The sequence below is a fragment of the Corynebacterium kozikiae genome (genome assembly GCF_024580965.1).
GTDB classification, from domain to species: Bacteria; Actinomycetota; Actinomycetes; order Mycobacteriales; family Mycobacteriaceae; genus Corynebacterium; species Corynebacterium kozikiae.
Genome location: NZ_JANIKJ010000015.1, coordinates 17,860 through 43,978 on the forward strand (window position 1 = coordinate 17,860; position 26,119 = coordinate 43,978).

The 26,119-nt window shown below is 61.6% G+C and carries 24 protein-coding genes and 1 rRNA gene; 1 reads left to right on the forward strand and 24 read right to left on the reverse strand.

Features of this window, described 5'->3' with window-relative positions:
- Nucleotides 1–71: 71 nt before the first annotated feature.
- Genes NQ018_RS08880 through NQ018_RS08890 form a run of 3 tightly spaced genes read right to left on the reverse strand, consistent with a single transcriptional unit; the run spans nt 72 to nt 2,781 of the window.
- On the reverse strand, nt 72–863 hold the full coding sequence (locus NQ018_RS08880; RefSeq protein WP_257053901.1) for an ABC transporter ATP-binding protein: 792 nt from the start codon (nt 861–863) through the stop codon (nt 72–74).
- An 8-nt stretch (nt 864–871) separates the two neighbouring features.
- On the reverse strand, nt 872–1,795 hold the full coding sequence (locus NQ018_RS08885; protein ID WP_257053864.1) for an ABC transporter permease: 924 nt from the start codon (nt 1,793–1,795) through the stop codon (nt 872–874).
- Entirely contained in the window at nt 1,792–2,781 is a 990-nt protein-coding gene (locus NQ018_RS08890; RefSeq protein WP_257039273.1) for an ABC transporter substrate-binding protein, read from the reverse strand. The genes NQ018_RS08885 and NQ018_RS08890 overlap by 4 nt, the downstream gene beginning before the upstream one ends.
- Nucleotides 2,782–2,994: 213 nt before the next feature.
- Here NQ018_RS08890 and NQ018_RS08895 point away from each other — a divergent pair, with 213 nt between their 5' ends.
- Nucleotides 2,995–3,768, forward strand: coding sequence for a class I SAM-dependent methyltransferase (locus NQ018_RS08895; protein ID WP_257060452.1), 774 nt, complete (start codon nt 2,995–2,997; stop codon nt 3,766–3,768).
- Nucleotides 3,769–3,865: 97 nt separating this feature from the next.
- Here the strand turns inward: NQ018_RS08895 and NQ018_RS08900 are convergent, their stop codons facing one another.
- The 21 genes from NQ018_RS08900 to rrf form a co-directional block, all read right to left on the reverse strand.
- Entirely contained in the window at nt 3,866–5,647 is a 1,782-nt protein-coding gene (locus NQ018_RS08900) for an ABC transporter ATP-binding protein (RefSeq protein ID WP_257060453.1), read from the reverse strand.
- Nucleotides 5,647–7,278: an ABC transporter transmembrane domain-containing protein gene (locus NQ018_RS08905; protein WP_306429013.1), complete on the reverse strand. Its 1,632-nt coding sequence runs from the start codon at nt 7,276–7,278 to the stop codon at nt 5,647–5,649. Before NQ018_RS08905 ends, NQ018_RS08900 begins: the two co-directional genes overlap by 1 nt.
- A 94-nt stretch (nt 7,279–7,372) precedes the next feature.
- Nucleotides 7,373–8,773, reverse strand: a complete 1,401-nt coding sequence (der, locus tag NQ018_RS08910; RefSeq protein WP_306428626.1) for a ribosome biogenesis GTPase Der — start codon at nt 8,771–8,773, stop codon at nt 7,373–7,375.
- Between the two features lie 203 nt (nt 8,774–8,976).
- Entirely contained in the window at nt 8,977–9,693 is a 717-nt protein-coding gene (gene cmk / locus NQ018_RS08915; RefSeq protein ID WP_257060479.1) for a (d)CMP kinase, read from the reverse strand.
- On the reverse strand, nt 9,693–10,811 hold the full coding sequence (locus NQ018_RS08920; RefSeq protein WP_373566926.1) for a pseudouridine synthase: 1,119 nt from the start codon (nt 10,809–10,811) through the stop codon (nt 9,693–9,695). The genes cmk and NQ018_RS08920 overlap by 1 nt, the downstream gene beginning before the upstream one ends.
- Nucleotides 10,812–10,974: 163 nt before the next feature.
- Nucleotides 10,975–11,574: an SMC-Scp complex subunit ScpB gene (gene scpB / locus NQ018_RS08925; protein WP_257060454.1), complete on the reverse strand. Its 600-nt coding sequence runs from the start codon at nt 11,572–11,574 to the stop codon at nt 10,975–10,977.
- Nucleotides 11,571–13,163 (reverse strand): cation:proton antiporter, encoded by a 1,593-nt coding sequence (locus tag NQ018_RS08930; RefSeq protein WP_257060455.1) that lies wholly within the window; start codon nt 13,161–13,163, stop codon nt 11,571–11,573. The genes scpB and NQ018_RS08930 overlap by 4 nt, the downstream gene beginning before the upstream one ends.
- A 125-nt stretch (nt 13,164–13,288) precedes the next feature.
- On the reverse strand, nt 13,289–13,894 hold the full coding sequence (gene bioD, locus NQ018_RS08935; protein ID WP_257060457.1) for an ATP-dependent dethiobiotin synthetase BioD: 606 nt from the start codon (nt 13,892–13,894) through the stop codon (nt 13,289–13,291).
- Nucleotides 13,895–14,046: 152 nt separating this feature from the next.
- Nucleotides 14,047–14,856, reverse strand: a complete 810-nt coding sequence (locus tag NQ018_RS08940; protein ID WP_257060458.1) for a segregation and condensation protein A — start codon at nt 14,854–14,856, stop codon at nt 14,047–14,049.
- 10 nt (nt 14,857–14,866) lie between these two features.
- Nucleotides 14,867–15,751 (reverse strand): ParA family protein, encoded by an 885-nt coding sequence (locus NQ018_RS08945; protein ID WP_257060459.1) that lies wholly within the window; start codon nt 15,749–15,751, stop codon nt 14,867–14,869.
- 203 nt (nt 15,752–15,954) lie between these two features.
- Nucleotides 15,955–16,884: a site-specific tyrosine recombinase XerD gene (gene xerD / locus NQ018_RS08950; RefSeq protein WP_257060460.1), complete on the reverse strand. Its 930-nt coding sequence runs from the start codon at nt 16,882–16,884 to the stop codon at nt 15,955–15,957.
- Nucleotides 16,874–17,533, reverse strand: a complete 660-nt coding sequence (locus NQ018_RS08955; protein ID WP_257060461.1) for an NUDIX domain-containing protein — start codon at nt 17,531–17,533, stop codon at nt 16,874–16,876. Before NQ018_RS08955 ends, xerD begins: the two co-directional genes overlap by 11 nt.
- A 1-nt stretch (nt 17,534) precedes the next feature.
- Nucleotides 17,535–18,491 carry a copper transporter gene (locus NQ018_RS08960; RefSeq protein ID WP_257060463.1) on the reverse strand — a complete coding sequence of 319 codons (957 nt, stop codon included), beginning with the start codon at nt 18,489–18,491 and terminating at the stop codon, nt 17,535–17,537.
- A 30-nt stretch (nt 18,492–18,521) separates the two neighbouring features.
- Entirely contained in the window at nt 18,522–19,715 is a 1,194-nt protein-coding gene (steA, locus tag NQ018_RS08965; RefSeq protein ID WP_257060482.1) for a putative cytokinetic ring protein SteA, read from the reverse strand.
- A gap of 183 nt (nt 19,716–19,898) precedes the next feature.
- Nucleotides 19,899–21,659: a DNA repair protein RecN gene (recN, locus tag NQ018_RS08970; RefSeq protein ID WP_257060464.1), complete on the reverse strand. Its 1,761-nt coding sequence runs from the start codon at nt 21,657–21,659 to the stop codon at nt 19,899–19,901.
- Between the two features lie 80 nt (nt 21,660–21,739).
- Nucleotides 21,740–22,702: an NAD kinase gene (locus NQ018_RS08975; protein WP_257060466.1), complete on the reverse strand. Its 963-nt coding sequence runs from the start codon at nt 22,700–22,702 to the stop codon at nt 21,740–21,742.
- Complete coding sequence (locus NQ018_RS08980; protein ID WP_257060468.1) at nt 22,703–23,524, reverse strand: TlyA family RNA methyltransferase; 822 nt, start codon at nt 23,522–23,524, stop codon at nt 22,703–22,705.
- 82 nt (nt 23,525–23,606) lie between these two features.
- Complete coding sequence (locus NQ018_RS08985; protein WP_257060470.1) at nt 23,607–23,780, reverse strand: hypothetical protein; 174 nt, start codon at nt 23,778–23,780, stop codon at nt 23,607–23,609.
- Between the two features lie 62 nt (nt 23,781–23,842).
- The gene (locus tag NQ018_RS08990; RefSeq protein ID WP_257060472.1) at nt 23,843–24,868 is read right to left on the reverse strand and encodes an HAD-IIA family hydrolase; all 1,026 of its coding nucleotides are present in this window, start codon (nt 24,866–24,868) and stop codon (nt 23,843–23,845) included.
- A 36-nt stretch (nt 24,869–24,904) separates the two neighbouring features.
- A complete protein-coding gene (locus NQ018_RS08995) occupies nt 24,905–25,891 on the reverse strand; it encodes a tetratricopeptide repeat protein (RefSeq protein ID WP_257060474.1) in 987 nt (328 codons plus the stop codon).
- A 108-nt stretch (nt 25,892–25,999) separates the two neighbouring features.
- Nucleotides 26,000–26,116, reverse strand: a 5S ribosomal RNA gene (rrf, locus tag NQ018_RS09000).
- Nucleotides 26,117–26,119 lie beyond the last annotated feature (3 nt).

Consider the following 26,119-nt stretch of genomic DNA (forward strand, 5'->3'; position numbering starts at 1 on the left):
ACAAACGCGAACACCCTCCATTCCCGCGATCATCGCAGGGGGTGGAGGGTGCGCGAAAACCAGGAGGCGAACTAGCCCAAAAACGCCTTATCAGAGAGCGTGGCGCCCTTGATGTTTACGAACTCCTGGAGGAGGTCACGGACAGTGAGCTTAGCCTTGGTGGCCTCGTCTGCCTCATAGACAATCTGGCCCTCATGCATCATGATGAGTCGATTGCCCAGGCGGATGGCTTGCTCCATGTTGTGCGTCACCATCAGCGTAGTCAGGTTGCCGTCGGCAACAATCCGCTGGGTGAGGGTGGTCACCAGATCCGCGCGTTGGGGATCAAGGGCGGCTGTGTGCTCGTCGAGAAGCATGATCTTCGGCTTTGTGAACCCGGCCATGAGCAGGGAAAGCGCCTGCCGCTGACCACCGGAAAGCAACCCCACCTTGGCGGTGAGCCTGTCTTCCAGACCCAACTCCAAACTCTTGAGTTCCTCGGCGAACATTTCCCGCCGCGCCGCCGTGAGACCGCGCCCGAGGCCCCTGCGCTTGCCGCGAAGCAGCGCGAGGCTCAAGTTCTCCTCAATCGTGAGGTTTGGCGCGGTGCCTGCCAGCGGGTCCTGGAACACGCGGCCCACATAGCGGGCACGCTTGTACTCAGGCAGCTTGTTCACATTGGTGCCGTCGATCTCAATGGCACCTTCATCCATGAACAACCGGCCGGCAACAGCATTGAGCAAGGTGGACTTGCCGGCGCCGTTGGAGCCGATCACGGTCACAAAGTCACCTGGGGCCAGGGTCAAGTCCAGGCCGTTGAGGGCAACGCGTTCGTTGTTCGTCCCAGGGAAGAAGGTTTTGCGGATACCTGCTACGCGCAGCATTGGCTTGGTCATGCGGTCACCTGCTTCCTTTGTGCCGAAGAACTTCCAGCCCCACCGGCCTTAGCCGATTTCCCTGGCTTGGATGCAAACTTGCCCTTCCACCGCGGCAGCAGCAAAGCAACCACCACGAGCACGGCGGACACGGCGCGCATGTCATTGGGATTCAGGCCAACCTGCAGGGCCGCGAAGATGATCAGACGGTACAGCACAGCACCGAGCACCACGGCCACCACTGCAACCCAAATGCGGGACTGGCCCAGGATTGCCTGGCCCATAATCACAGACGCCAGGCCGATGAGGATGAGGCCGATACCCATGGAGATATCTGCAAAGCCCTGGTACTGGGCAACCATCGCGCCACCCAGGCCTACCAGACCGTTGGAGAGCATCAGGGTGAGCACCTTGGTGAAGTCCGTGGACACACCAAAGCTGGTGATCATCGCGGGGTTATCGCCGGTGGCGCGCAGGCTCATGCCAAGGTCCGTGTGGAGGAACCACACCACGAGCGCCACGGCAACCAGCACCACGGCAATGAGCACTGCTACCCCGCCCCAAGTGCCCAGCAGGCCAGCCTCACGCAGAGGTGTGAACACCGTGTCCACGCGCAGCATCGGAATGTTGGCCCCACCCATGATGCGCAGGTTAATACTCCACAGCGCAATCATGGTGAGGATGCCGGCCAGGAGGCCATCAATGTGGCCCTTGGTGTGCAGCAAACCGGTGATCAAGCCAGCGATGGCACCGGCAACAAAGCCCAAGGCGGTTGCCACAAACGGATTCCAACCGTTAGCAATGCCAATCGCGGCGGTTGCTGCACCAGTAGTGAAGCTGCCGTCCACCGTGAGGTCGGGAAAGTTCAGAACGCGGAAAGTGAGGTAGACGCCAATGGCAACGATGCCATAGATGACGCCTACCTCAAGTGAGCCGATCATAGAGTGGTTGCCTCATTCAGCACTGCTTCAGGGATTTCAACGTTGAAGGCTGCCGCGGCTTCCTCATTCACCACGGTAGAAAGGGTGGTTGCGGTTTCCACAGCCATGGTTGCTGGGTCCTCGCCATCGCGCAGGATTCGCAGCGCCATTTCACCGGTCTGGCGGCCAAGAGCACTGTAGTCAATACCCACAGTGGCAATTGCGCCACCTTCAACGGTGCCTTCCTCAGCGCCGATCACGGGGATCTGCTTCTGCTCAGCAACCTGGATCAGGGAGGAGATGCCGGAAACAATCATGTTGTCAGTTGGCACGTAGATAGCGTCCACATCGCCCAAAGCGTCCACAGCCTGCTGGATTTCGGTCACAGCGGCAACGGTCTGGGTGCGAACCTCCAGGCCAAGTGGGCCTGCGGCCTCGGTCACCTGGTCAACCTGCACCTGGGAGTTCACCTCACCGGAGGAGTACACGATGCCAATGGAGTCAGCGTCTGGCACGAGCTGCTTGAGCAGGTCCAACTGGTCAGCAATTGGGGCTGCGTCGCTGGTGCCGGTCACGTTGCCGCCTGGGGCTTCGTTGGAATCCACCAGGTCGGCGCTTTCGGCGTCGGTCACTGCGGTGAACAGCACCGGGATGTCCGTGATGTTCTGTGCCGTTGCCTGTGCGGCTGGGGTGGCCACTGCGAGAACGAGGTCCAGGTCATCGTTGGCAAAGGTCTGCGCGATGGTCAGCGCGGTTGCCTGCTCGCCGTTTGCGTTCTGCTCGGTGAACTCCACCTCAACGCCTGCGTCAGCAAAAGCCTGCTTGAAACCAGCAACGGAAGCATCCAGGGCTGGGTGCTGCACGAGTTGGTTGATGCCAATGCGGTAGGTCTCCCCCGCCGCGGCGCTGGAATCAGTCGAGGTGTTGGAGCTGCTGGAGCAGCCCACGAGTGCAAGTGCGGCAGCGGAAATGGTGCCGATCAATGCCTTCACACGAGTGGTAGACATGCGGATCCCTTTCTCTTAGGGTCATGAAACGCGGCTTTCCCAAGAGGAAAGCTTCACAATTGTTGCTGGTGGGCATTGGTGCCAGCTCGCTGGGTGCCGAGCCAACCAAACACACCCACCCCTTAAGGCATAAGGTGATTCACTAGTTTAGCGGGCATGTACTGCAGAAACGTGATCCGCCACCCCCACGGGGGTTGCGGTAACATTTCCACGGTGAACATTCCGCCGATCTCAAGAAAACACTCCCCCACGTTTCACAGCGGCGAACACCGCACCCAAACCGCGAGTGCCTACCAAGCACCAGCGGCGGAATACCACGCGATCCGCCCCAGCTACCCAGCAGAAATCCTGCAAGAGGCCCTCGGCACCGCGCCGCTCACGGTGGCGGATATCGGCTGCGGCACCGGCAAACTCACCGAAATCCTCACCCAAGCCAACCACCGTGTGATCGGCGTGGACCCCAGCCTCGCGATGCTGAATGAAATCACCGACCCGCACGTCCCGCGAATCTGCGCCACCGCAGAGCACACCGCGCTGGAAAGCGGCAGCATAGACGCCATGTGCTGCGCCCAAACATGGCACTGGGTAGACACCGCCGCCGCCAGCGCTGAGATGGCTCGGATCGGACGTACCGACGCCCCCCTGTTGCTCATATGGAATACCCTCGACGTCACCGTCCCGTGGGTTCACCGCTTCACCAGAATCTCGCACTCCGGTGACACCTTAGCCCAAGGCTTCCTGCCGGACGTCGGTACGCCATGGGCGCTTCAGCACACCTGGCGCAGCGGCTTTGAGCAGACACTGCCTGTGGAGGACCTGCATACGTTGATGCACACGCGCAGCTACTGGCTGCGCGCCAAGGCGGAAACCCGCGCCAAGATGACCGCCAACCTGAACTGGTATCTCTTCGAGCACCTTGGGTTCAGCGCGGGCCAGGAAGTAACGCTGCCCTACCGGGTGGACGCGTTCCTGTACGTGCGCCGCTGATCGAGCCTTCGCGCCCAGCGCCTGGCGCTCTGTATCGAGCTGTCGCGCCACGCACCCTGCAGCGCTCTGTATCAGCTGTCGCGCCCGGCGCTCTGCATCATCTGTCGCGCCCGGCGCTCCATGCAGACCACAATTGCTCATACCGGCCGCCCAGTGCAATCAACTCTTCGTGGGTGCCTTGCTCAATGATTCGGCCCGCGTCCATCACCACCACTTTGTCAGCCCTGCGGGCCTGGTCCAGGCGGTGGGCCACGGTGAGCGCGGTGCGGCCTTCGGTCACTTCGGCTGCGGCAACGTCCAGGGTGCCGGCCCCGGCGGAGCCGGCCTCCGCGGTGGCCTCGTCCATCACCACCACGGCGGGATCCATGAGGAGGATACGCGCGAGGGCGAGTTGCTGCGCCACCACCGGCTCAATCGGAAGGCCCTGGGCACCCACCTGGGTGTCCAAACCGTCGGGGAGATGCTCGAACCACGCTAAGGCCTGCGCGCGGGTGATCGCCTGGATGAGTTCCTCGTCAGTGGCATCGGGCTTGGCCAGCAGCAGATCCTCGCGCAGCGTTCCAGAGAAGATGTAGACCTCCTGAGAGACCAGCGCTAGGCGCGAGCGGCGCTCGGCGTCGGAAAGCCGTGCTACCTCCACCCCATCAATGCTCACGCTGCCGGCATCAGGCAAGCGCAAGCCCGCGATCAGCGCGGCCACGGTAGTTTTTCCTGCGCCGCTGGCACCCACCATGGCAACCGTATGCCCAGCTGGAATGTGCAGGTTGATGTCCTTCACCGCCCACATGCCCTCGCCATATGCAAAGCTCACGTTGTCCAGGCGTACCTCGCCGCGCGGGGCAGGCGCACCGGCATCAGGCACGGCCACCGGAGGATTCAGCGATACTCCCACGATGCGCGCGAGCGATGCATACGCGGATTGCAGGGAGTCCAGCACGCGCATGAGCTGCATGATCGGGTTACGAACCCGGATCACCAGCAATACGCTCGCGGTAGCAGCGCCTAACGTAATCTGCCCTTGGCTTACCAGCCAGAAGCTCATCAGCAGCGCCGCGGAAAGCAACAGCCACTCCGCGACCACCGTCTGCAGGTTGAGCACCAACATGCTAAGCCGTGCGCGCACGCCGAGCAACACCGCATTCCAGCTCGCCTGGAAGATCTGCCCGTGCGTTGCCGCAGACATCCCAAACGCATCCAGCGTGGCCTTGCCGCGGATTGCCTCCAGCACCCTGCGGGCGCGCTGCCCCATTGCGGCGCGCTCGGCGGCAAAACGCTGCGGTGCGTGAGCGAGGTACGCCCGGGCCGCCAGCACATACACTGGGAGCACCAGGACTATGGTGAGCAGGTAGTGCCAGTCCAGCGCGACCATAGACACCGCCGTTGCCACCAGCGCGAACACACCGACGCTGAGCTGTGGCAGCGACTCCGTGACGGCTTTTGAAACCTCCTGGACGTCATCTGTTGCGCGGCTCACGATGTCCCCGGTGCCAGCACTTTCCACCTCATGGACAGGCAGGTTCAGCGTGGTGGTGATCATCGATTCGCGCAGATTCGCAATCACGCGCTCAGACACCGTGGCAATCGTGTAAAAACCCAGAGCATTGCATGCGCCGCCGCACACGGCGGCAACGGCTAACACCACGCTGAGGAGCAATAAGTCTTGGGTGGGGTTGCCACCCAAAGCGGCTTGTCCCTCCCGGACTACATCCACGATCCGCCCCATGAGTTGCGGCACCGCCACACCCATTGCCGCACCGATGCCCAATAGGAAGACCGCGAATACTGAATTGCGGGCGGCATGCGGAACGGCCTTGATTTGCCGGACAACCTCTCTGCGGACTTCTGGCCAGCTCGCCAGTGGGAAGGTATGCGCAGCCATCAGCGCTCACCCCCAGCCAATTTCTCCGTGACCTGCGCGGCCCACTCGGTGGCGTCTAGGCGGTGGTCAGCAGCCGCAATCCAAGCAGGTGCCTCGGTGAACACCACGGTCCGCAACCCGACGTCCGCGCAGCGATCTTGCACGAGGGCGTCCACGATGCGGGATTCCGTCACGGAATCCACCGCGGTAGTGGGGTTGTCCAGCACCAGCAGCCTCGGCTGAAACGCGATGGCCCGAGCAAGTGCAACGCGCTGGCGCTGCCCACCAGAGAGCTGGCTTCCCTCCTCGCCCACCTCACGGTTGGCGCCACCGGGAATGTCCTGAGCCTGGGCGATGGCCAAACCGTGGAGCGCACGCTCGGTGTCAACGTGGACATTGTCAGCCACGGTGCCGTCGAAAAGCGCTGCGGCGTGCGGCGCCACAATCATGTCCGCCGTGCCAGCATCCAATGCTGCCTGCTCCAGCACCATTTTCAATGCCGGCTCCACCGCGCCGGTAATCACAGTGAGCCCTGTTGGCGTGTGTTCGATTAATTCTTGGGCGGCTTGGATTGCTGCCTCATTGCGGGGCGCAAAGGGGGCGTCGAGCACCGCGCGCACCCGCACGGAGCTTGCTTTCGCGGTGGCCCAAAACGAGGCGAGATTTCGCCCGAACATGGTCATTGGAGTGATGATGTACTGGGAAAGCCCCACTACGGTGATGAGTTCACCCACGCTTAGGGTGCCGTGGAGCGTCATGAACGCCGCGGCCACGCTCAGCGCCGTAACAAAGATTGCACCTACTGCTTCTGTGGTGCCGTTGAGTTGGGCAGTGGCACCATTCGCGCCCATGGTTTTGCGGTAGGCGCGTTCAGAAACATTGTGGTAGCGGCGCGTGATCGTGGAAACCGCGCCAAGGCCTTTGATGATGCGCAGCCCGTGCACCACGTCCGCCGCCGTGCCCGCTGCCTCCGCCAGCGCCTTTTGCCGCGCCTGGGAGCGCTGAAGTAGCGGTTTTGCCACCCAATTGGCAACCACCACCATCACCGGCCCACCCAGGATTACTGCGATGCCGAGCCACGGGGAGATCAGCCACATCATCACGGATGTGTACACAATCGCGCAGAGCTCGCCCATGGGGAACACGGTCATCATCACTGCTTGGGCAATCTTCGCGGTATCTGAACTCGCAATGGAAAGCAGCTCTCCCGGTGTGTACCGCACGGATTGTCCACCGAAACCGCGGGGATCCCCAATGCGGTCTGTGACCTGCATGCGGAGGTCGTGCGCAATCAGCAAATCCGAGCGGCTGAGGAAAAATCTAGCGGTAACAAAGGTGGCCGCGGAAACCAGGAAGTTCAGCGCGATCAGCAGCAACCAGAACAGCATCTGCGGCCAATCATTATTGGCAATGGCCTGGTCAATGGTGCGGCCAACCAGCACCGGAGTAAGCCCGTTGGCAATGAAACCAATACCAATGCACGCGGTAGCAACCAGTGACCAAGGCCGTTGGGAAAGCAGCGTCTTGATTAGCCATTTGCTTTCCTCCAACGAGGGCAGCTTGGAAGGCGAACCCCCAGGGCCCTGGATTTCCCGATAGCGCTGCCGCTCTTGCGGATCCATGGTTGCCACATACGGGCTTGTGTTGGCCAAAAGTTCCTCCTGCTCAGCAAAAACGTACCCCACCGAAACGAGCGCGCCGGGCTGTATTTTCGTTCCCGATTACAGCCCGGCACACATCACTCTTTTAACGCTTGGAGCGCCGCTCGCGCACACGCACCGCGATCTTCACAGGTGAACCGGTGAAGCCAAAGGATTCGCGGAACTTGCGCTCCAGGTAGCGTCGGTACCCTGCATCCAGGAAGCCCGTGGTGAACAGCACGATCACCGGCGGCCTGGTTGAGGCTTGCGTGGCAAACAGTACGCGGGGCACGCGCCCGCCCTTCATTGGTGGTGGGTTCTGCGCAATCGTTGCCCGCAGCCAGGTGTTGAGCTGACCAGTGGTCACACGCTTGTCCCAGCTTTCCAGCGCCTCCAGCATGTATGGCTCAAGGCGTTGCAGGGCGCGGCCAGTCTCAGCGGAGATGTTGATGCGCTTGACCCAAGGGATGTGGGCGAGCTGCTGCTCAAGCTCGCGCTCGAGCTCCCAGCGGCGGTCATCATCCATGAGGTCCCACTTGTTGAGCACCAGCACCAAAGCCTTGCCGGCGTCCAAGATCATGGCCAGAATACGCTGGTCTTGCTCGGAGATTGGCTCGGAGGCGTCGATCATGAACACCACAACCTCGGCCGCATCAATCACGCCGCGTGTGCGCAGCGAAGCGTAGTACTCATGCCCCTGCGCATTCTTCACCTTGCGCCGCAGCCCTGCGGTGTCAATGAACTTCCACAGGTTCTGGTCAAGCTGCACCAGGGAGTCCACTGGGTCCACGGTAGTGCCGGCAACATTGTCCACTACGGAGCGGTTCTCGCCGGTGAGCTTGTTGAGCAGGGACGACTTGCCAACGTTGGGCTTTCCGACGAGCGCAACGCGCCGCGGCCCCTCCACGATGCTGGCTGCGCGAGGTTCCTCGGGGAAGGCGTTGAGGATCGCCTCGAGGACGTCAGCACCACCACGGCCATGCTGCGCGGACACGGGCCAAGGATCACCCAGGCCCAGGGCGTAGAACTCAGCGACGTCCGCGTATTGGTTGTCCGAGTCAAACTTATTGGCAACCAAGAACACTGGCACCTTGGAGCGCTGCAGCTTCCGGGCCATGATTTCATCAGTTTCGGTCACGCCAACCTTGGTGTCTACCACCATCACGATGACGTCGGCAGTCTCCATTGCCACTTCGGCCTGGCGCGCAATTGCCCCGTGGATGCCCTTGACGTTTGGGTCCCAGCCGCCAGTGTCTTGCACCCAGAAGCGCTTGCCGCCCCAGTCAGCGATGTAGCTCACACGGTCACGAGTAACACCCGGGAAGTCCTCCACCACGGCCTCGCGGCGGCCAATAAAGCGGTTCACCAGGGAGGACTTACCGACGTTCGGACGTCCCACAATAGCCACGGTGCAGAGGTTTTCACGCAGATGACCCTCGGGGTCAATGCCGAAGGCTTGCTCAAGCTCGGACCAGTCTTCATCGGAGTAGCCGGCACCGAAGTCCATGTCACCGAACTCAGACTCATCGAACACGGCCTGCTGTTCATCGGTGAAGTCGAATTCAAAGTCGTCTTCATCAAAGTCACCGGTGGCGTAGCCTTTGCCCGCTACCTCAACTTCTTCTTCCACAAACCCTTGGCTGGCATCGAACTCGCCGCCTTGGGAGTGATACACGAACTGGGTTTCCTGCTCGTCTTGTTCGCGGTTGCTCACTGCTTGCTCCTTTCAGCGGAACGTTCAATCAGGGTGAGTACGGCCTCAATGGCTTCATGTAGGTTCAGTTCGGAAGTGTCCACAATCGTGGCGTCCTCCGCGGGGCGCAGAGGGCTGAGCGCCCTGGTGGAATCCAGTTCATCGCGGCGAACCACATCCGCTAGGACCTGTTCAAAAATCACTTCACGGCCTGCTGCTCGATCTTGTTCAAAGCGGCGCTGCGCGCGCACCTCAGGGCTTGCGGTGAGAAACACCTTCACTGGGGCGTCGGTAAGCACGTTCGTGCCGATGTCCCGGCCATCCACAATGCAGCGGTGGGCCTGGGTGGCCAGGGTGCGTTGCAGGCGAACCAAGTTTTCGCGAACCGCTGGGACGGCGGACACTGCGGACACCGCGTTGGTCACCTCGGGGCCACGAATCTCGTGTTGCACGTCCATTCCTGCCAGGAGGACTTCGCGGGAGGCGGGGTCGTCGTTCATGCTCAGCGGGAGCGCTTCGGTGGCTTGCGCGACTGCCTGTGCATCCTGGGGGTCGATGCCCTCGCGGAGCACGTGCAGGGTGGCCACCCGGTACATTGCACCGGTATCCAGGTACTTCGCCCCGAGCTGTGCCGCGAGGGTGCGGCAGATGGTGGATTTACCGGCGCCGGAGGGGCCATCCACGGCAACGATCAACCCGCCGTTTGGCATGTTAGAAATCGCATTGGAGTGCATCACAGATCCACCGCCTTGTAGAGGCTGGCCAGCTCATTGCGATTCAGTGCCCGGATGGTGCCGGGGGTCTGCTCGCCGAGCTGGATGGTGTGCAGCTTGGTGCGGACCAGGCGCTGGACCGGGTACCCGGCTGCCTTGAGCATGCGGCGCACAATGTGCTTGCGGCCTTCATGCAGCTCCACGCGCAGGATGGATTTGCCCTGGTAGACGTCCACGATCTGGACGTAGTCTGCCTTCGCCGGGCCATCATCCAGCTCGATGCCGTTGCGCAGGGTGCGGATCAACTCGCGGTCAGCCTCGCCGAGCACGGTAGCAAGGTAGGTTTTGGACACCTCGTAGCGTGGGTGCATGAGGCGGTTAGCGAGTTCGCCGTCGTTGGTGAGCAGGAGGAGGCCTTCGGTATCTGCGTCGAGGCGCCCCACATGGAACAGGCGCTGACCTGCAGCAACCTTTTCACCGACGATGTCGCCGATGTTCGCACGCCCAAACTCATCACTCATGGTGGAGTGCAGCCCGCGTGGCTTGTTGAGCACGAAATACTGAAGTTCCTCATTGATGTTGATGCGCACGCCATCCACACGAATGATGTCCCGATCCGGGTACACGCGCACGCCCTGCTCCATCACAATCTTGCCGTTGACCTCCACGCGGCCAGCGTCAATCAGGATTTCAGCGTGCCGACGCGACGCCACACCAGCCTGGGCCAGCACCTTCTGCAGGCGTACGCCCTCCCCCTCTGGGGCTGGGAGATTGCCGGTAGGCTGCTGCACATGCTGGCGGCGCGCGGGCTTGGCGTTGGAGAGCAGCATCTGGGATTCGCTGGTGCGGCGGCCGTCGCTCAGCCCACCAACGCTGTCCTGCTCGTAGCGAGAGCGCACTCGCTTGCCTGCTTTGTGCTGGGCCTTTCCCTGGACCTTTCCATTGCCAGCGGTCCTGCCTTGGCCGGTGTTCTGCGGATTGCCCTGGCCACGGTGCGGCTTCTTCTTGCTTGGGTGTTGCCCCGGACCCAGCCCCGTGCCTTGGGCCTGAGCCGCGTTGCGCTGCTTCGCAGAGCGCTGTGCGCGGGGATTTTTGCGTCCTTTTTCCGGTGTGCCGTCACGGCGAGCGGTTGGTGCCACGATGTATTCCTCACCCCATGATCACATGGGTGGTAGATATTTGATTGTTAAGCTATACCACCCTACGCCTGAGGTGAGTGGAGCGCAAGTGGATGGATGGTCAGGATTGTCAGGCTGATGCGGGCCAAGGGGGCTTACACTCCGCCTTACACCACCCCTTTGCCTAGTAATCCTCGATCGCGTCAATTTCGGGGAGCAGGGGCGCAAGGTTTGGAAGTCTCTCCAGTGAGTCGATGCCGAGAAGCTCCAGGAACAGCTCAGTGGTTTCAAAGTATTGTGCGCCGTGACCGCCCTGTGGCGCAGTCCCCTCTTCCGGGTCCGCCAAAGTACTCTTCATATCCACTTCCCGGATCAGCCCGCGCAGCGCGAGCGTACGCATCACTCCGTCTACGTTCACGCCGCGAACAGCAGAAACCTGCGCCCTGGTTGCGGGCTGCCGGTAGGCGATCACGGCCAGGGTTTCCAGCGCCGCACGGGAGAGCTTCGCCTGGCTCCCGCCGAGCAAGAACTTTTCCACCACAGGGGCGTATTCCCTGCTGGTGTACCAGCGCCACGCCCCGGCGGTTTCCACCAGACGCATGCCGCTTTCACGCTCGTCGTATTCCGCGGCGATCTGCCGCAGCACCGCGAGCACATCAGCTTCTGGAACTTCCAACGCCGCAGCAAGGGCGCGAGGCCTCACCGGCTCGTCCACAACCAACAGGATCGCCTCAATGCCGCCACGAACCTCGCCAACACCAATAGACCCAGCTTCCCCACTCATTGCACCTGCTCCTTCGCCTGGGCCACGCGCTGCTTGGCAATCACGATCTTTCGGTCCACGTCCATGAGCAGCTCATCCACTGTTACGGGATCCACTTTGGCGTGCTTGCGCGCCTGCAGCAGGTACACCTGGGAGGCCCGTAGCGCCTCGAGCCGGTATACGGCTGCCTTCAACGTGTGCTCGCGGTACAGCCTGATCTTTTCTTCTGCAGTGAGCTGTTCAAACTCTTCCGGCACGTCAAAGACGCCACGGATACCGGACTGGATGGCCTCGAGTTGTTCATGAGGGATGTCCTGGGCGTGGTGCTGCACCGTTTCCAACGCTGCCTGCCGCGCACCGCGGATGAGGGCCTCGCGTTCTTGGTCACCAAAAGAGTTTTGGGCGCTGGCCAGTGTGAGCTTTCGCATGAGCCACGGCAGGGTAAGCCCTGGCAGCACCATGGTGAAGAACAGCACGGTCAGCGCAATCACGCTCACCTCGTGGTAGATGGCAAACGATGTCCCGGCGGGAATGGCCAGCACCAGCGCAAGGGTGACGAGCCCCCGCATTCCCGCCCAGGTCAACAGCAGCACCTCTTGGAGACGCAGCGGCGCTCCGGTGGCCACACCCTTGCGCATGTTAAAGCGATACATGCCGTACATCCACGCGGCGCGCACCGCGATGGCAACAACGGAAAGCACCACGCCAACCCACACCGCGTGCCACAGACTGGACCCTACCTCCTCAATGGCGCTGCGCACGCTCAAGCCGATCAACCCAAAGGCCACGCCGGTAAACAGCAGTTCCACTACATGCCAAAACGCCGTTCCAGACAAGCGATCTTCCGCCATCTGGTCCGCCTTCGAGCTAAAGGTAATTGCAGCGATCACAATCGCGATCACACCGCTGGCGTGAACTTCTTCAGCAATAATGTAGGTGGCAAAAGGAATCACCCAGGTCAGCGCAATTCTGGTGGAAGAATTACTCATCCAAGAATGGAGCCTCGCGAAGCCCCAACCCAGCAGGTAGCCGATGAGCACCGCCGCGCCGGCCGCATATAGGAACGTCAAAACCGCACGCCAAGGGCTCACCTCTTGCCCGGACAGCAGCACGCTTAGAGCGAGGTTGAACACCACAATCGAGGCGGCGTCATTGAACAACCCTTCAGTTTGCAGCGTGTTCGTGATGCGATGCGGCACACCCGCAGGTTCTGCCACGGCATCCACAGCCACCGGGTCCGGCGGGGCAATCGCAGCGCCAATAATCAACGCGCCCGCCAACGAAAGCGCAGGAATCAGCAGATACGCCGTAACCCCCACCGCGAAAGCACTCACCAGCACCAGCGCCACGGACAGCATGAGTACCGTGCGCCACTCACTGCGAATCGCCTGCCAGCTCGTGCGCCGCGCAAGCGCCCACAGCAGTGGCGGGATGAAAATTGGAAGAATCAGATTTGCCGGGATGGAAATATTAGGAATCCACGGCACAAAAATCGCACCAGCAGCAACGAGGGTGTGCAGCACTGGCCAGGGCAGGCCAGTCCGCTCCCCCACGGCCACCATAATGACCGTGACCAGCAGCAATCCGATGATCGCGATGAGTATTTCCATGAATGTCCTTTCCACCCGCGCCGAGCAGGTGCCACCAAGGCATTGTAGATCGGGCAAGGATCACGGTGCCTGCGCCCCCACGCCCAAACGTCTCCCAAATCTTCGGCGGCGTCACCACTGCGGTGTCACCACTGCGGTGGGAGCATGATTGTGGTGGTGAGCTTGGCAAACTCCTCGGCTTCCAAATTGCCCACACCGTCATTGATGCTGCCCAAGAATGGAACGTTGGTGGCGTTACTCACCTTCATCAACATCAACCTGGTTTGTAGATCAGCCCCGGCGGGCAGCTTGCCACCGATCAGCCCTTCCACCTTCGCGCCACAGGCGCGCGCAAACTCCACGGCCTGCACCGCGAGGCTCACCGCGCCAGGAGCCATCCCGGATACCACAACAAGCGGGGCGTGAAGCTCCGCTGCGATGTCAGCAATGGTCTTGTGCCCGATGAGTGGCACGCTGAGGCCTCCGGAGCCTTCCACGATAATGGTCTTGCCAGTGGCTTGGAGCTCCTGGACGGCAGCGATCGGATTGGGTTCGTCGGAAAAATCCAGCCCCTTGGAGCCTGTGAGCTTCTCCACGGTGTTGATGTCCGTCTTTGCAGCGGTGCCGGCGAGGCGGGCCACTTTCACAGGGACGACGTCACGCCCCCGCCTGCGCAGCACCTGAAGGATTGCGGCCACTGCGGTGGTTTTGCCAACCCCGGACGCGAGGCCGGCCACCACAACAATGCTCACCGTTGCCTCCCTTTCCGCTCACGCCCAAAAGTGCCAATTGTCACAGGTTTTCAAGTGTACCTAGGTCTGAGAAGTGCTGAAAGCTGGTGTGAGCAGCCAAGCGCGTAAGCACAGCATTGATCCACGCCACACCCCTCCCGCGCAATGGCGCGCTACTCCCAGTTACTCGCGGCAACCACAGCTGGGTCCACTTCGATCCCGGTCCACGCCACCTTGAGCTCCTCGAGTGGCTCGGGCTGGTCCACGTTGATCGCCTTGGCTTTATACAGCTCTAGTAGTGCCAGGAACCTACCCACAATCTGCATGGATATTTCACAGTCGCGGGTGAGTGCGGCGAAGCTCAACCAATTTTGCGCCCCCACAAGGCGCAGTGTGTCCAACACCTTGCCCGCTTGTTCGGGAACAGAAACTGCGACCTCATGAATGTGCCCCACCGCAACCGTCTCCGGTGGCTTTGGGCGAAACACCCCGGCGGCGAGTTCAGCGAAGGACTGGGCAGTGTGACCAAGCTGCAGCGGTGGAAGCAGGTTCACAAATTGAGCCTCCATGGACACTTGCCGCGGATAGCGTTGCTGGGCTTGGGCCTGCCAGGTGGCAAAGAGGTCCGCCACCTGGCTGTATGCCTTGTACTGCAGCAGGCGGGCAAAGAGGAGGTCCCGGGTTTCCAGAAGGGCTAGGTCTTCCTCATTGTCCACCTCGCCGCGGGGCACGAGGCGAGCGGCTTTGAGGTCTAGCAGCGTGGCCGCGATAACCAGGAACTCGGTGACTTCATCTAAGGGGGCAAACTCGCCGAGCGCTTTGGCGTAGGCCACGAACTCGTCGGTAACTTTTGAAAGTGCTACTTCGGTGACGTCAAGCTTTTTGCGCTGGATGAGTTGCAGCAGGAGGTCAAAGGGGCCTTCAAAGTTTTCTAGGATGATCCGGAAGCCTGGCAGTTCCTGCTGCTGCGGTTCATCAGGCACAGCTGAGGCTCTATGCGGAGGTGCGCTCAATGACTTCCCTAGCCAACTGCCGGTATTGCTGGGCGCCTTGGGAACTTGGTGCCCAGGTGATGATCGGCTCACCGGCAACGGAGGTTTCGGGGAAGCGCACGGTGCGGGTGATGACGGTGTCAAAGACTTGCTCGTCGAACACCTCCACGACGCGGCTCATTACTTCCCGAGCGTGGGTGGTGCGACGATCAAACATGGTGACCAGGATGCCCACGATCTCCAGGTTGAAGTTCAACCGATCTCGCACTTTTTCCACGGTATCCGTGAGCAGAGCCAGGCCACGCAGGGAGAAGTATTCACACTCCATCGGGATGATCACGCCATGCGAACACGCCAAGGCGTTCACGGTAAGCAGGCCGAGCGAAGGCTGACAGTCCAGGATGATGAAGTCATAATCCCGCATCACCGGGCGCAGCGCGCGAGCCAGGGTTTGTTCGCGGCCCACCTCATTGACCAATTGGATCTCCGCCGCAGAGAGGTCAATGTTCGCCGGCACGAGGTCCAATCCGGGCACTGAGGTGTAGTGGATTGCCTGATGGATGGAGGTGTGGTGGTCCACCAACAGGTTGTAGACGGTGAGGTCCAGCTCATCGTGAGGGATACCCAAGCCCGCGGAGAGCGCACCTTGGGGATCAAGATCCACCAGGAGCACCTTGCGCCCCGCTTCAGCAAGGCACGCACCCAGGTTAATGGTGGAAGTGGTTTTCCCCACCCCGCCTTTCTGGTTGCACATGGAGATGATGGTGGCCGGTCCGTGCTTTTCTAGCTTCGGTGGCTCGGGGATTTCCCGCACCGGGCGGCCGGTGAGGCCCACCTGTGGATCGGGACGATCAAACAGTCCTGCATCCTGCGCCGAAGCCGCCATATCAATCCCTCTTCCTTGACTTTTCAGCTACCAGCTTCGAGCGGCCGTGTGCCGCTCTCCCAAAGGGTTGCTCCTCATATGCCTCTTGCTAGGCAACTACAAGGCAATACTGCGCACCAGTTTAGCGCCTTAAGGGGAAAAATACACTGCTGTAATTTTTGCCCAATCTTCAAGCACCAGGGCTTGACTCTCGCTGTGCCAGATTACGCCCGAGGGTGGGAGGTTGCCCACACCTGGCGCAGATTATCAGCAGTCACATGCGTGTAGATTTGCGTCGTGGTCACCGACGAATGCCCCAAGAGTTCCTGCACCACACGCACGTTTGCCCCACCCTCCATGAGGTGTGTGGCAAAGCTGTGCCGCAGCGTGTGCGGCGAAATCTCCTGGCGAATCCCCGCACCCTCAGCACGGTTCTTCAACACCTGCCACACGCTCTGCCGAGACAGCGCACCGCCGCGCTGGTTCAGAAACAGCGCGTGAGACTTTCCCGCTGCCAACGCCGGACGCCCCCTCACCACGTAGCGGTCCACAGCCTCAATGGCCTTGCTTCCCACCGGCACCACCCGCGCCTTGTTCCCCTTACCCACGATCCGCACCAAGCCATCGCGAATCTCCGGCAGAGAATCCAACATGAGTCCGGTGCACTCCGAGACGCGCACCCCGGTGGCATACAAGAACTCCACCAGGGCGGCGTCACGCAAGTCCTGCGGCGTGGCCGCATCATCCACCGGAATCGAATCAATCAGCCGCGCCACTTCATCGATACGCAGCGTATCCGGCAGGTCCCTCGCTGTCTTCGGCGGCGAGACTTCCGCCGCCACGTCCACCGGAATCAGACCCTCCGCGAGCGCAAACTTGTGCAGGCCCCGCACCACCACCAGGGCGCGGCCGCTTGACGACGCCGCCAAAGGCCGCAGCCCCTTCTGGGGGTCCCCGGCCCTCAGCGCCCGCAGGTACCCCTCCAAGTCCTGCGGGGTGACCGCAGAAAGATCCTCGCGGCCCAGTGACTCCAGGTAGTCAAGGTATCGGCGCAGGTCCCTAGAGTAGTTGCTCAAGGTGTTGGCGCTCACCCCACGCTCGATGGCCAGGTGGGTGAGCCAGGCCTCAACTACCGAGCTAGGCTTAGCGGCCACGCGGGACCTTCTTCATGTCCCCTATGAATCCCTCAGCTTGGCGCCGTGCAGCCAAGGCCCGTGGGCGCAGCTCGAAAGGCTGATCTGCGTCTTGGGCCTGCGCGCCGCCTTTCAGCACCTGCCAGGCCGTCAAGATGCCCGCAACCGCGGTGGAGTTGTGCACTTGCTGGCTCAACACCATGTACACGGCGTCTTCGAGCGCTACCCACTCAAATGTGAGGTCTGCTTCCTCGTCATCGCCAGCTTCAGGCCGCGGCACCTCGCTGAGGTCTTGGGCAAGGTACACACGCACGGTTTCATCACAGAAGCCAGGGCTGAGCACCACATCTACCAGTAACTTCCAGTCCTGTGCCGCGAGCCCCGCCTCTTCCTGCAGTTCTCGTTTGGCACATTCCAGTGGGTCCTCCTGCGCAACGTCCAGCAGGCCGGCGGGAAGCTCCCACAGCCGCGTCCCCACCGCGTGCCGGTATTGCCGGATCATCGCGATGCGGGCGCCATCAAAGGCCACCACCGCAACAGCTCCGAAGTGCTCCACGATTTCTCGCGCGGCCGTGCTGCCTTTCGGCATGCGAACCTGGTCGCGTCGGACTGCGAGAATTGGAGCGTCCACTAAGAGCTCCGAGCTTTGGACCTCGAACTCGTGCTGCATGTTAGTTGTTGTCGGTGGTTGGCAGCGCAGGTGCTACAGCTTCGGCGCTCGCGGCGGTGCCATAGGCTCCCGAGCGGCCATCGAGCTGCTCACGCACGGCGAGCACAGTTGCCACCTGCGCCCAGGCGCGGTCTACTGAATCCACGGTGCTTACGTCCTCGCGGGCATTCGCGTTTTCCCTGAGCAGCGCCAGCGTACCCTGCTCACCCGCCGCAAACACCCGTCCGGCTACCACCACATTGCCGCCGCGGGAGTCCAAGGCACGGGCAAAGTTGGCTTGGTTTTCCGCAGCGAATGCCGCCTCAGGCGAGCCGTTGTTACCCGTGAGCAAAATGATGGACTGCGCAGGCAAAATGGTGCCAGTTGCGTAGCTGATAAAGCCGGCGTCGCTCAAAGCCCCGAGGATAATTGCGCGATCCTCTGAACTTGCCTGCTCCTGGCCATTTTCTGGGTTCAACGCGAGCGCACTGCCCAAGGACTCACCGGCGTGGGTCCCGGAATCCAGGCGATCCACGGAAAGCTGCACGCCTGCGGGAAGAGTGTTTGTGATGAGGCTCTTGAGCTCATCTGCACCATCCTGGCTGAAGAACTTGTCCTCCAATGTGATGGTCCCGGAATCACCGGCACCGGCTTCCCGGAGTAGCGCCTGCAAGCCCTGGTAGTCCTCATCGGAAGCGCCTGCGGTGCGCAAAATGAGCACTTGGCGCTGCTCCAGAGCGCCGCGCACGGCCGTGGGGGCTACCTCTTTGATAAAGGTGTCCGCGCTTGCCGACTGCGCATTGGCCACCTCAACTTCCAACTTAGCGGCATCCCGCTCGGCGGTCAGCGCTTGTTCCTGCGCCAATTGGCCACCCGGAAGGTTGGGCGCCAACAGGTAGGTACCCGCTGCCACGCCTGCGGCCAGGCCAAATGCAATACCTGCCAATGCCGCAGCACCACGGCCAGTCTTTTGTGCCATCGAATCGATCCTTCTGCGTGAGCTCGGAAGCTAGTTGAACAGACCTTGGAAACTCAAGGCCAGGTTGTTCCACGTGTCAATGAGGTTTTCAGTGAACGTGCCGTTACCACTGGTGCCCGCGATCACGCCGAGCACCCCGATGAGCACCAGCAAGCCAAGAATGACCCACAACCAAGTGAGATTGGTGTTGCTGCGCACGCTATAGAGGTTTGCCATCGCGCGGGCATCAATGAGCTTCGGAGCAATCTTGGCGTAAGTGAGCAGCGTTGCCGGAGAGGCCTCGCCCTGGGCAGCAAACACAGAGTCCAGATCAAAGCCACTGCCTGCGTGCACAATCAACTCTGCACCATGGTAATCCGCCAAGAGCAACGCCAAATCAGAAGCGCTGTCCACGGCCGCGGGGAAGGTCATCGCCCCCACGCCGAGGTCTTGGATGCGCTCCAGGCCAGCCGCGTGACCGTCGGGATCCGCTGGCAGCACCACGCGCGCACCGCTGCGCAGCGCCTCCGCCCCGATCCCGGCAGGATTACCGACGATAAAGTGTGGCTTCATCCCCAGTTCTACGAGTGTATCGGCGGCGTCATCCACCGCGATGATCGCTGGGTCATATTCACGGATGAAGTTGCGTAGTTCCTTGACCTGATTGCGGTGGCCCGCAGTGGGGCTGACCACGAGCACTTTGCGGTCCCGCAGCTCCGAACCCATGTCCGGCACGCCGAGGCCATCAATGAGCAGTGGCGCCTCGGAGTGGATGAACTGGATGGTGTTGCCAAAGTAGGCCTCCATGTGGTCGATCAGCGACTGCTGCGCGTCCACAAATGAGGCCTCCGCCTGTGCCGCGGAAATCGGTTCAGCGGTGGCGATGAGCTTTTCGCTCTGGAAGAGCTGCCCGTCCTTAGTCAGGCGCCCCTTCTTGCCGTCCTTCAGCGCGCTCAACAGGTCGGCGCCGCCGCCTTCATAGAGGTCAATGCCGGCGTCGAGCAGCATTTGGGGGCCAAAGTTGGGGATGGCGCCCGTGGTGAACTGGCCGGCGTTGACCACTGCTGCTGGGCGCGCCTCGATGAGTTGCTGGGCAAGCGGGCGGCTGATATCTGGGGCATTGACTACCGCAATGTCTCCCGCGCCGAGGCGCTTGAAACCCTTGGCGTTGGCCGTGCAGTCACGCAGGGTTGCCTGCAAACCGGGCAGATCAGAGGAGCGACTAAACAGACTCATACGCCCCAGTAAAACCAACAACCACACGTTTTTCGGTGAGGCGCGCGCAAAAACACCGATATTTTGGCGGTTTTTTCCAACAGCGGCACGGGGCTGCGCTGCCCCGCCGCTTGCCCCACAGCTTGCCCCAGCAGCTTCCCCGGCCGCTTGCCGGGCTTGCTGTCCCCCTCACACCGCCCGTCCCGTCATCCATTATCCGGCCCGAAGGCTCTCAACTTCCTGCTGCGCCTTGTCCAGCAACTCCTGGGCGTGCGCGCGGCCGGTGTCTGTATCATCCAGGCCGGCAAGCATCCGTGCCAGCTCCTCCACCCTGCGCTGCTCATCGAGGTGCTCCACACCGGAGGTCACGGAATCATCGGCCACATCTTTGACCACATGCAGGTGTGTATCCGCGTAGGCCGCTACCTGCGGCAGGTGGGTCACCACGATCACTTGGTTATTGGTGGCCAACTTTGCCAACCGGCGCCCGATCTCTACGGCGGCGCGGCCGCCAACACCGGCATCAACCTCATCAAACACCAGGGTTGTGCCCGCAGTTCCAGCAGAAAGGATCACCTCCAACGCCAGCATGATGCGGGAAAGCTCACCGCCGGAGGCGGAACTTGCCAAAGGCTGTGGTTTGGCGCTTTGGTTGTGCGCCATGGTGAACTCCACGGCGTCAATCCCGCTGGGCCTTGGCGCTACTACCTCATGGCGCACGCCGAACACCGACTTTGGCATGGCCAAGCCACGCAGCTCCGCCGTGACGGCCTCTGAGAGCGCCGTGATTGCCTTTCGCCTGGCTGCCGAGAGCTTCTCCGCAGCCTTCATCATTGCCACCTGGCTTGCAGCCACATCTTTTTCCAACTGCTCCAGGGCCAGCGGGGAAATGTCAATCGCCTCAAGCCGGGCTTGGGCCTTGGCCAGCCATTGCAACACACCATCCACGTCAGGGGCGTACTTCCTGGTAAGCGCCTTAATTTGCTGCTGGCGCTGCAGCATCTCCTCGAGTGCAGCTGGGTCCGCGGGCAGATCACTCAGGAATGCGCCGAGCTCTCCAGAAACGTCACGCAACGCCGCGGCAACCTCCTCCAGGCGCTCAGAAATTGCCTGCAAGGCCGGGTCCGAAGAGCCACGGAGGGCACCAAGAGCGTGCCCCACCAAGTCCGAGGCGCCTAGGCTTTCATCCCCGCTGCCTCCCCCTGGGCCTCCAGCACCAGCGAACTCCTCAAGCGCCTGCGCACCATCAATACTGCCAAGTGCCAGCACGGTTTGTTCACGCAGTTCATCTACGGCCTGCAGGCGCTTGATGCTCACCTGCAGTTCCGCATCCTCACCTTGCTGGGGGTCCACTCCTTGAATTTCCTGGATGGCAAATTCCAGGCGGTCGATCTCCTGGGCCAACTCCATACGGGAGTTTTTGCGCTCTGCAAGTTCTTTAGAAAGCTTCTGGAACTTGCGGTACTGCTCCAGGTAAGCGGCCTTCAGCGCCTCGATCTTGCCGTCCGCGCGGTCCAGTGCCTCCAACTGCTGGTCCGGATGCAGGAGACGGAGTTGATCATTTTGGCCGTGGATGGTGAGGAGTTCCCCACTGAACTCAGCCAAGTGGGAGGCCGGGACGGAACGCCCACCCAAATACGCCTTGGAGCGGCCTTTTTCACTGATGGTTCGGCTGGCAATGATCTCCCCATTTTCATCCAACTCACCACCGGCACCCTCCACCATCGCAATCACCTGCTGTTTGAGGTGCGGAGCTAGTTGGTCCACCGAGAAGCGCCCTTCCACCGCCGCCTGCGTTGCCTGTGTGCGGACCTTGGACGCGTCGGCACGGCCCCCGGCGAGCAGCCGCAAGCTGGTCACCACCATGGTCTTTCCAGCGCCCGTTTCACCGGTGAGCACGGTGAGTCCCGCGCCGAACTCAAGGGAGCTGGTGGAGATTACACCGAGGTTTTCGATCGAAAGATCCGCAAGCATGCTCACCATCGTAGCCTAGACAGCCACTCCACAGGGGAACAGGTGTGCGAGCCGTGGTGTTAGCTGCGCGAAGTTGCCACCTAGGCGCCTTGGATGTTTTTGGCCTCGTTCGGGCCACGCCAGCCTTCGGTGGGCAGCCGCAACTTGGATACCAGGCGATCCGTAAAGGGCCGGTTGTCCAGCCGTACCCACTTCACCGGGCGCTCCCCGCGGCGCACTTCCACGCGCGCACCAGGAGGAACGGGGATGCTGCGGAAGCCATCCATCACGGCCACAGCGGGGAATGCGCTCGCCTGCGATTCCACAGCAACCACTGACTGCGGGCTCACCACCAGCGGCTTGGTGAACAGCGCGTGCGCGTTGTTGGGCACCACCAGAATCGCATCCAGCTCCGGCCACAACACCGGTCCACCTGCGGAAAAGGCATATGCAGTGGACCCCGTTGGGGTGGAGACCAGCACACCGTCGCACCCGAATGCGCTCACGGGGCGGGCATCGACCTCCAAAATGGCATCAAGCACCCCCTGGCGATTCGTGTTTTCCACGCTCACCTCATTCAATGCCCAGCCCTGCCCCAGTGGCTCGCCGTCCGCGCCGAACACTTCCACCTGGATGGTCATGCGCTCCTCAATGTCGAACTTGCCGGAGGTCACCCGCGCCATCGCTTCATCCAGGGAATCCTTTTCCCATTCGGCAAGGAATCCGACGTGCCCAAGGTTGATTCCCAGCACCGGGAGATCGGCCGCGTGAGCGAGGTCGGCTGCGCGGAGGAAGGTGCCGTCGCCGCCGAGGACCAGCACAAACTCAGCGCCAATCGCGGACTCGGGTACGTGGGGGACGTGCTTGAACTGGCTGAGCACGGGGTGGTGGTTCATGGTTTCGTCGCCCTCGCGCACTGCAACACGAACGTCAATGCCGGCGTCGTGTAGCAGCTCAGCCGCAAGACCAGCGGTGGCAATGTTGATGGGCCTGCCTGTGTGTGCAACCAACAACACTTCCTTGGGGCGGGTCTCACCGCGGGTTTGCTGACCAAGGGTGTCCATTTAGGCGGGTCCTTCCTCCACTGCACGTTGCACCATTGCTGCAACCAGTGTGCCATCTAGTGGCGGCTCATTTGCGGTTTTGCGCAACCATAGGAAGTATTCCACATTCCCGCTGGGCCCCGGCAGCGGAGAGGCCACCACGCCGCGCAGCACCAGGCCAAGCGATTGAGCAAAGTTTGCCACATGCTCAGTCACTTCTGCGCGCAGCTTGGGATCGCGAACTACCCCGCCTGCACCGAGTCGGTCTTTGCCCACCTCAAACTGGGGCTTCACCATAGGCAGGAGGTCTGCGCCCTCATCGAGGCAGGCAACGATTGCGGGAAGGGTGAGTTCCAAAGAGATGAAGCTCAAGTCCCCCACCATGAGGTTGCAGGTGCCGCCGAGCAGTTCTGGGGTGATCTGGCGGATGTTGGTGCGGTCAAACACATTCACCCTGGGATCGTTTTGAAGGCGCCAGATGAGCTGCCCATAGCCCACGTCCACCGCAAGGACTTCGCTCGCGCCGCGGCGCAGGAGGACGTCGGTAAACCCCCCGGTGGAAGCGCCAGCGTCGAGGGCTCTTGCGCCGTTGATCTCCAGTCCTTGGGGCTCGAAGGCTGCGAGCGCGCCGAGCAGTTTGTGGGCGCCACGAGAAGCCCAGTCATCATCCTCCGTGGCTGCGACCTTAATGGAGACTTCCGGCTCAACCTGGGTGGCTGGCTTTGTAGCTTGGATGCCTGCCACGGTAACGCGCCCAGAGCGAATCATCTCTTGCGCCTGCTCGCGTGAGCGCGCAATTTTCCTGCGCACAAGCTCGGCGTCCAACCTGCGCCTGGTTGCCATGGTGTCCCTTTCTTGCAGTATTTCTTCCCAGATACTTGCCCTGCTTTATGCTGATTTGCTGCGGTGCTACATTGCCGGGTTGCTACTTCAGGGCATTGTTGAGGATCGCGTGCGCCGCTTGAAGCTGCTCCAACTCCTCGGTGGGGCCGTCGGTTGGTTCGCTAAAGATTGCTTCAACCTGCGCCACAAGCTCATCCGGGTCCACAGCTTGAGCGCGGGGATCTCCCGGTACCGGCTTTGGTGTTTGGTGTTGCACGAGCTCTCCTTGGTTCTCTCGTGGGTCCGGTGCTTTATTACAGGTCAGCACTCGGTGCGAAGCTAGACCCACGCAGCCACGGCAGCCTGTGCCGCAGGCCCCTCAGCGATCAGCTCACCTTCAAATGGGGATTGACTTGCCCAAGCCACCTGCAACGCCGTGCGCAGCGCATGGGTTGCGGGCTTCTCGCCCTCCAGACCAACTGCCCCAGCACCGCCGTTGGTAGCACTGCCACCGCCGCTGAGCACAATGTTGCCATCTTGCGCGGTAGCTTGGAATCCACCCTGCGGCCCTGGGGCAAATAAAGCGGGTTCTTGGTCTAAGCAGGCCAGCGACTCAGCCACGAACGTCGGACGCTCGCCCGCCGCAGCGCGAAGCAACGCCCAGTGCTTGGAGACTCCGGTGAGCACGTGGAGTGTGTCATATCCTGCGGCAACGCCACCTGCGATGTCCGTGTCCAGGCGGTCACCCACGGCCAGCGGTTTGGATGCGCCGAAGCGCTGTGCGGCCTGATGGAACATCGCCGGGCCTGGCTTGCCTGCGGATTGCGGCACCACCCCGGTGGCATTGGTGACTGCCGCAACCAGCGAGCCGTTGCCAACACAGAATCCGCGCGGGGTGGGCAAGGTGGCGTCGAGGTTGGATGCCATGTACTTCGCGCCTTGCTGAATTGCCAACGCCGCTTCAGAAAGTTGTGCCCATCCGGTTTCCGGGTTGTGGCCGTGTAGCACCGCTTTGGGCTGCTCATCAGCGGTTTCCGCCACCAAATACCCAGCTTCACGCACGAGTTGCTTGAATGATTCCGCGCCCACTACGTAAACGCCGTCACCTGGTGAAAGTACTTCCTCCGCCAGACCGATGGCAGCTTGCGCCGAGGTGAGCACCTGGTCCGCAGTAGTAGGAACACCCATCTCGCCGAGCATCGCTGCTACGGCCTCTGGTCCGCGCGACGCATTGTTTGTGATGTACGCAACCGGAATCTGCGCGTTGTTGATGGCGTCTACGGCGAAATCTAACGCCCTGCCTTCGAGCCAGACGGTGCCGTCGAGGTCAAAAAGGAGGGCGTCATACGCAGTGCTAAAGCTCATGGTGTTCAAGCTTAGCCCAGCATGGTGGAAACAACGTTAGTCTTGCTCTGCTTCAAGCTCCTGGATTCGCTCCGCTGCGTCCAACAATTCAAACTCATCCTGGGAGGCCGCGACCTTAAACCAGTGTTTTGCCTGCTCTTTCTTACCGACGCGCGCAAGCGCGTCTGCGTAAGCGTAAGACAGGCGGGCTGCGGTCTCCCCTTTCGCCTTCTCCGAAGGGTTCATACGCTCGAGGGTCAGTAGTGCGGAGTCGAGCTGCCCGAGGTCTGTGCGGGCACCAGCGAGCACAATTGCGAACTCCACCTTGGACTCGGGGTCCAGCATCTCTGCTTCCTCAGTGCGGGCCATAGCGAGTGCCTTTTCGGGGCGGCCGAGGCCACGTTCGCAGTCAGCCATCACGGCGAGCAAGCCGGGGCCACCGGAGATGCGCCGTGCTGCACGCAGTTCCGCCAATGCTTCGCGCCATTCGCCTGCGTGATAGGCGGCAATGCCGTTGGTCTCGCGGGCTACGGCTACGCGGCCTGCACGGTCTTTGGCGGCGCGTGCGTGGCGCAGTGCCAGTTGGGGATCATCAGCTAGCAGCGTTGCGGCCATGAACATGTGCTTTGCTACGGCATCGGCATTGTCACGGGACAGCACTTTGAGGTCCTGGAGGACCATGGGGTCGAGGTCGTTGACGTCGATGTCGCTGGGCAGGTCTGGTTCGTTGACGCGTGCCTTGATGCGTTCTTCGCGGTAGCCGGAACGCATTGGACCGGTGAAGTTCTTGTCACGGTTGGCGCCGGCTCGTTGGCGGCGCGTGCCATTGTGGCCCTTGTTGCCGTTGTCTTCAGATCGCTTGCCGTCTCGGTTCCAATCGCGATCACGATCACGGTCACGGTTGTGCGAGCGGTTGCCGTTGGCTTCGTTGCGGCGACGATCGCCGCGGTGTTCTTCGCGGTTGCGGTCGCCGTATTGTTTGCGTCCACCGCCGCGGGTGCCACGGCTTTCGTGGTTGTTATTGCGGTTGTGGTGTTCTGCCATGGTTGTTTCCTGTGTTTTGGGTGTGAGAAAAGAGCGTGCAGTAATTGGTGAGGTGTATTTTACCTTCCATTACTGCACGCTCTTTTACTCGTTCACTTTGAAGTTTTAGGTCGGCGGTGACTTACTCTCCCACACCCTCCCGGGTGCAGTACCATCAGCGCTGTCGGGCTTAGCTTCCGGGTTCGGAATGGGACCGGGCGTGGCCCCGACGCTATAACCACCGACACA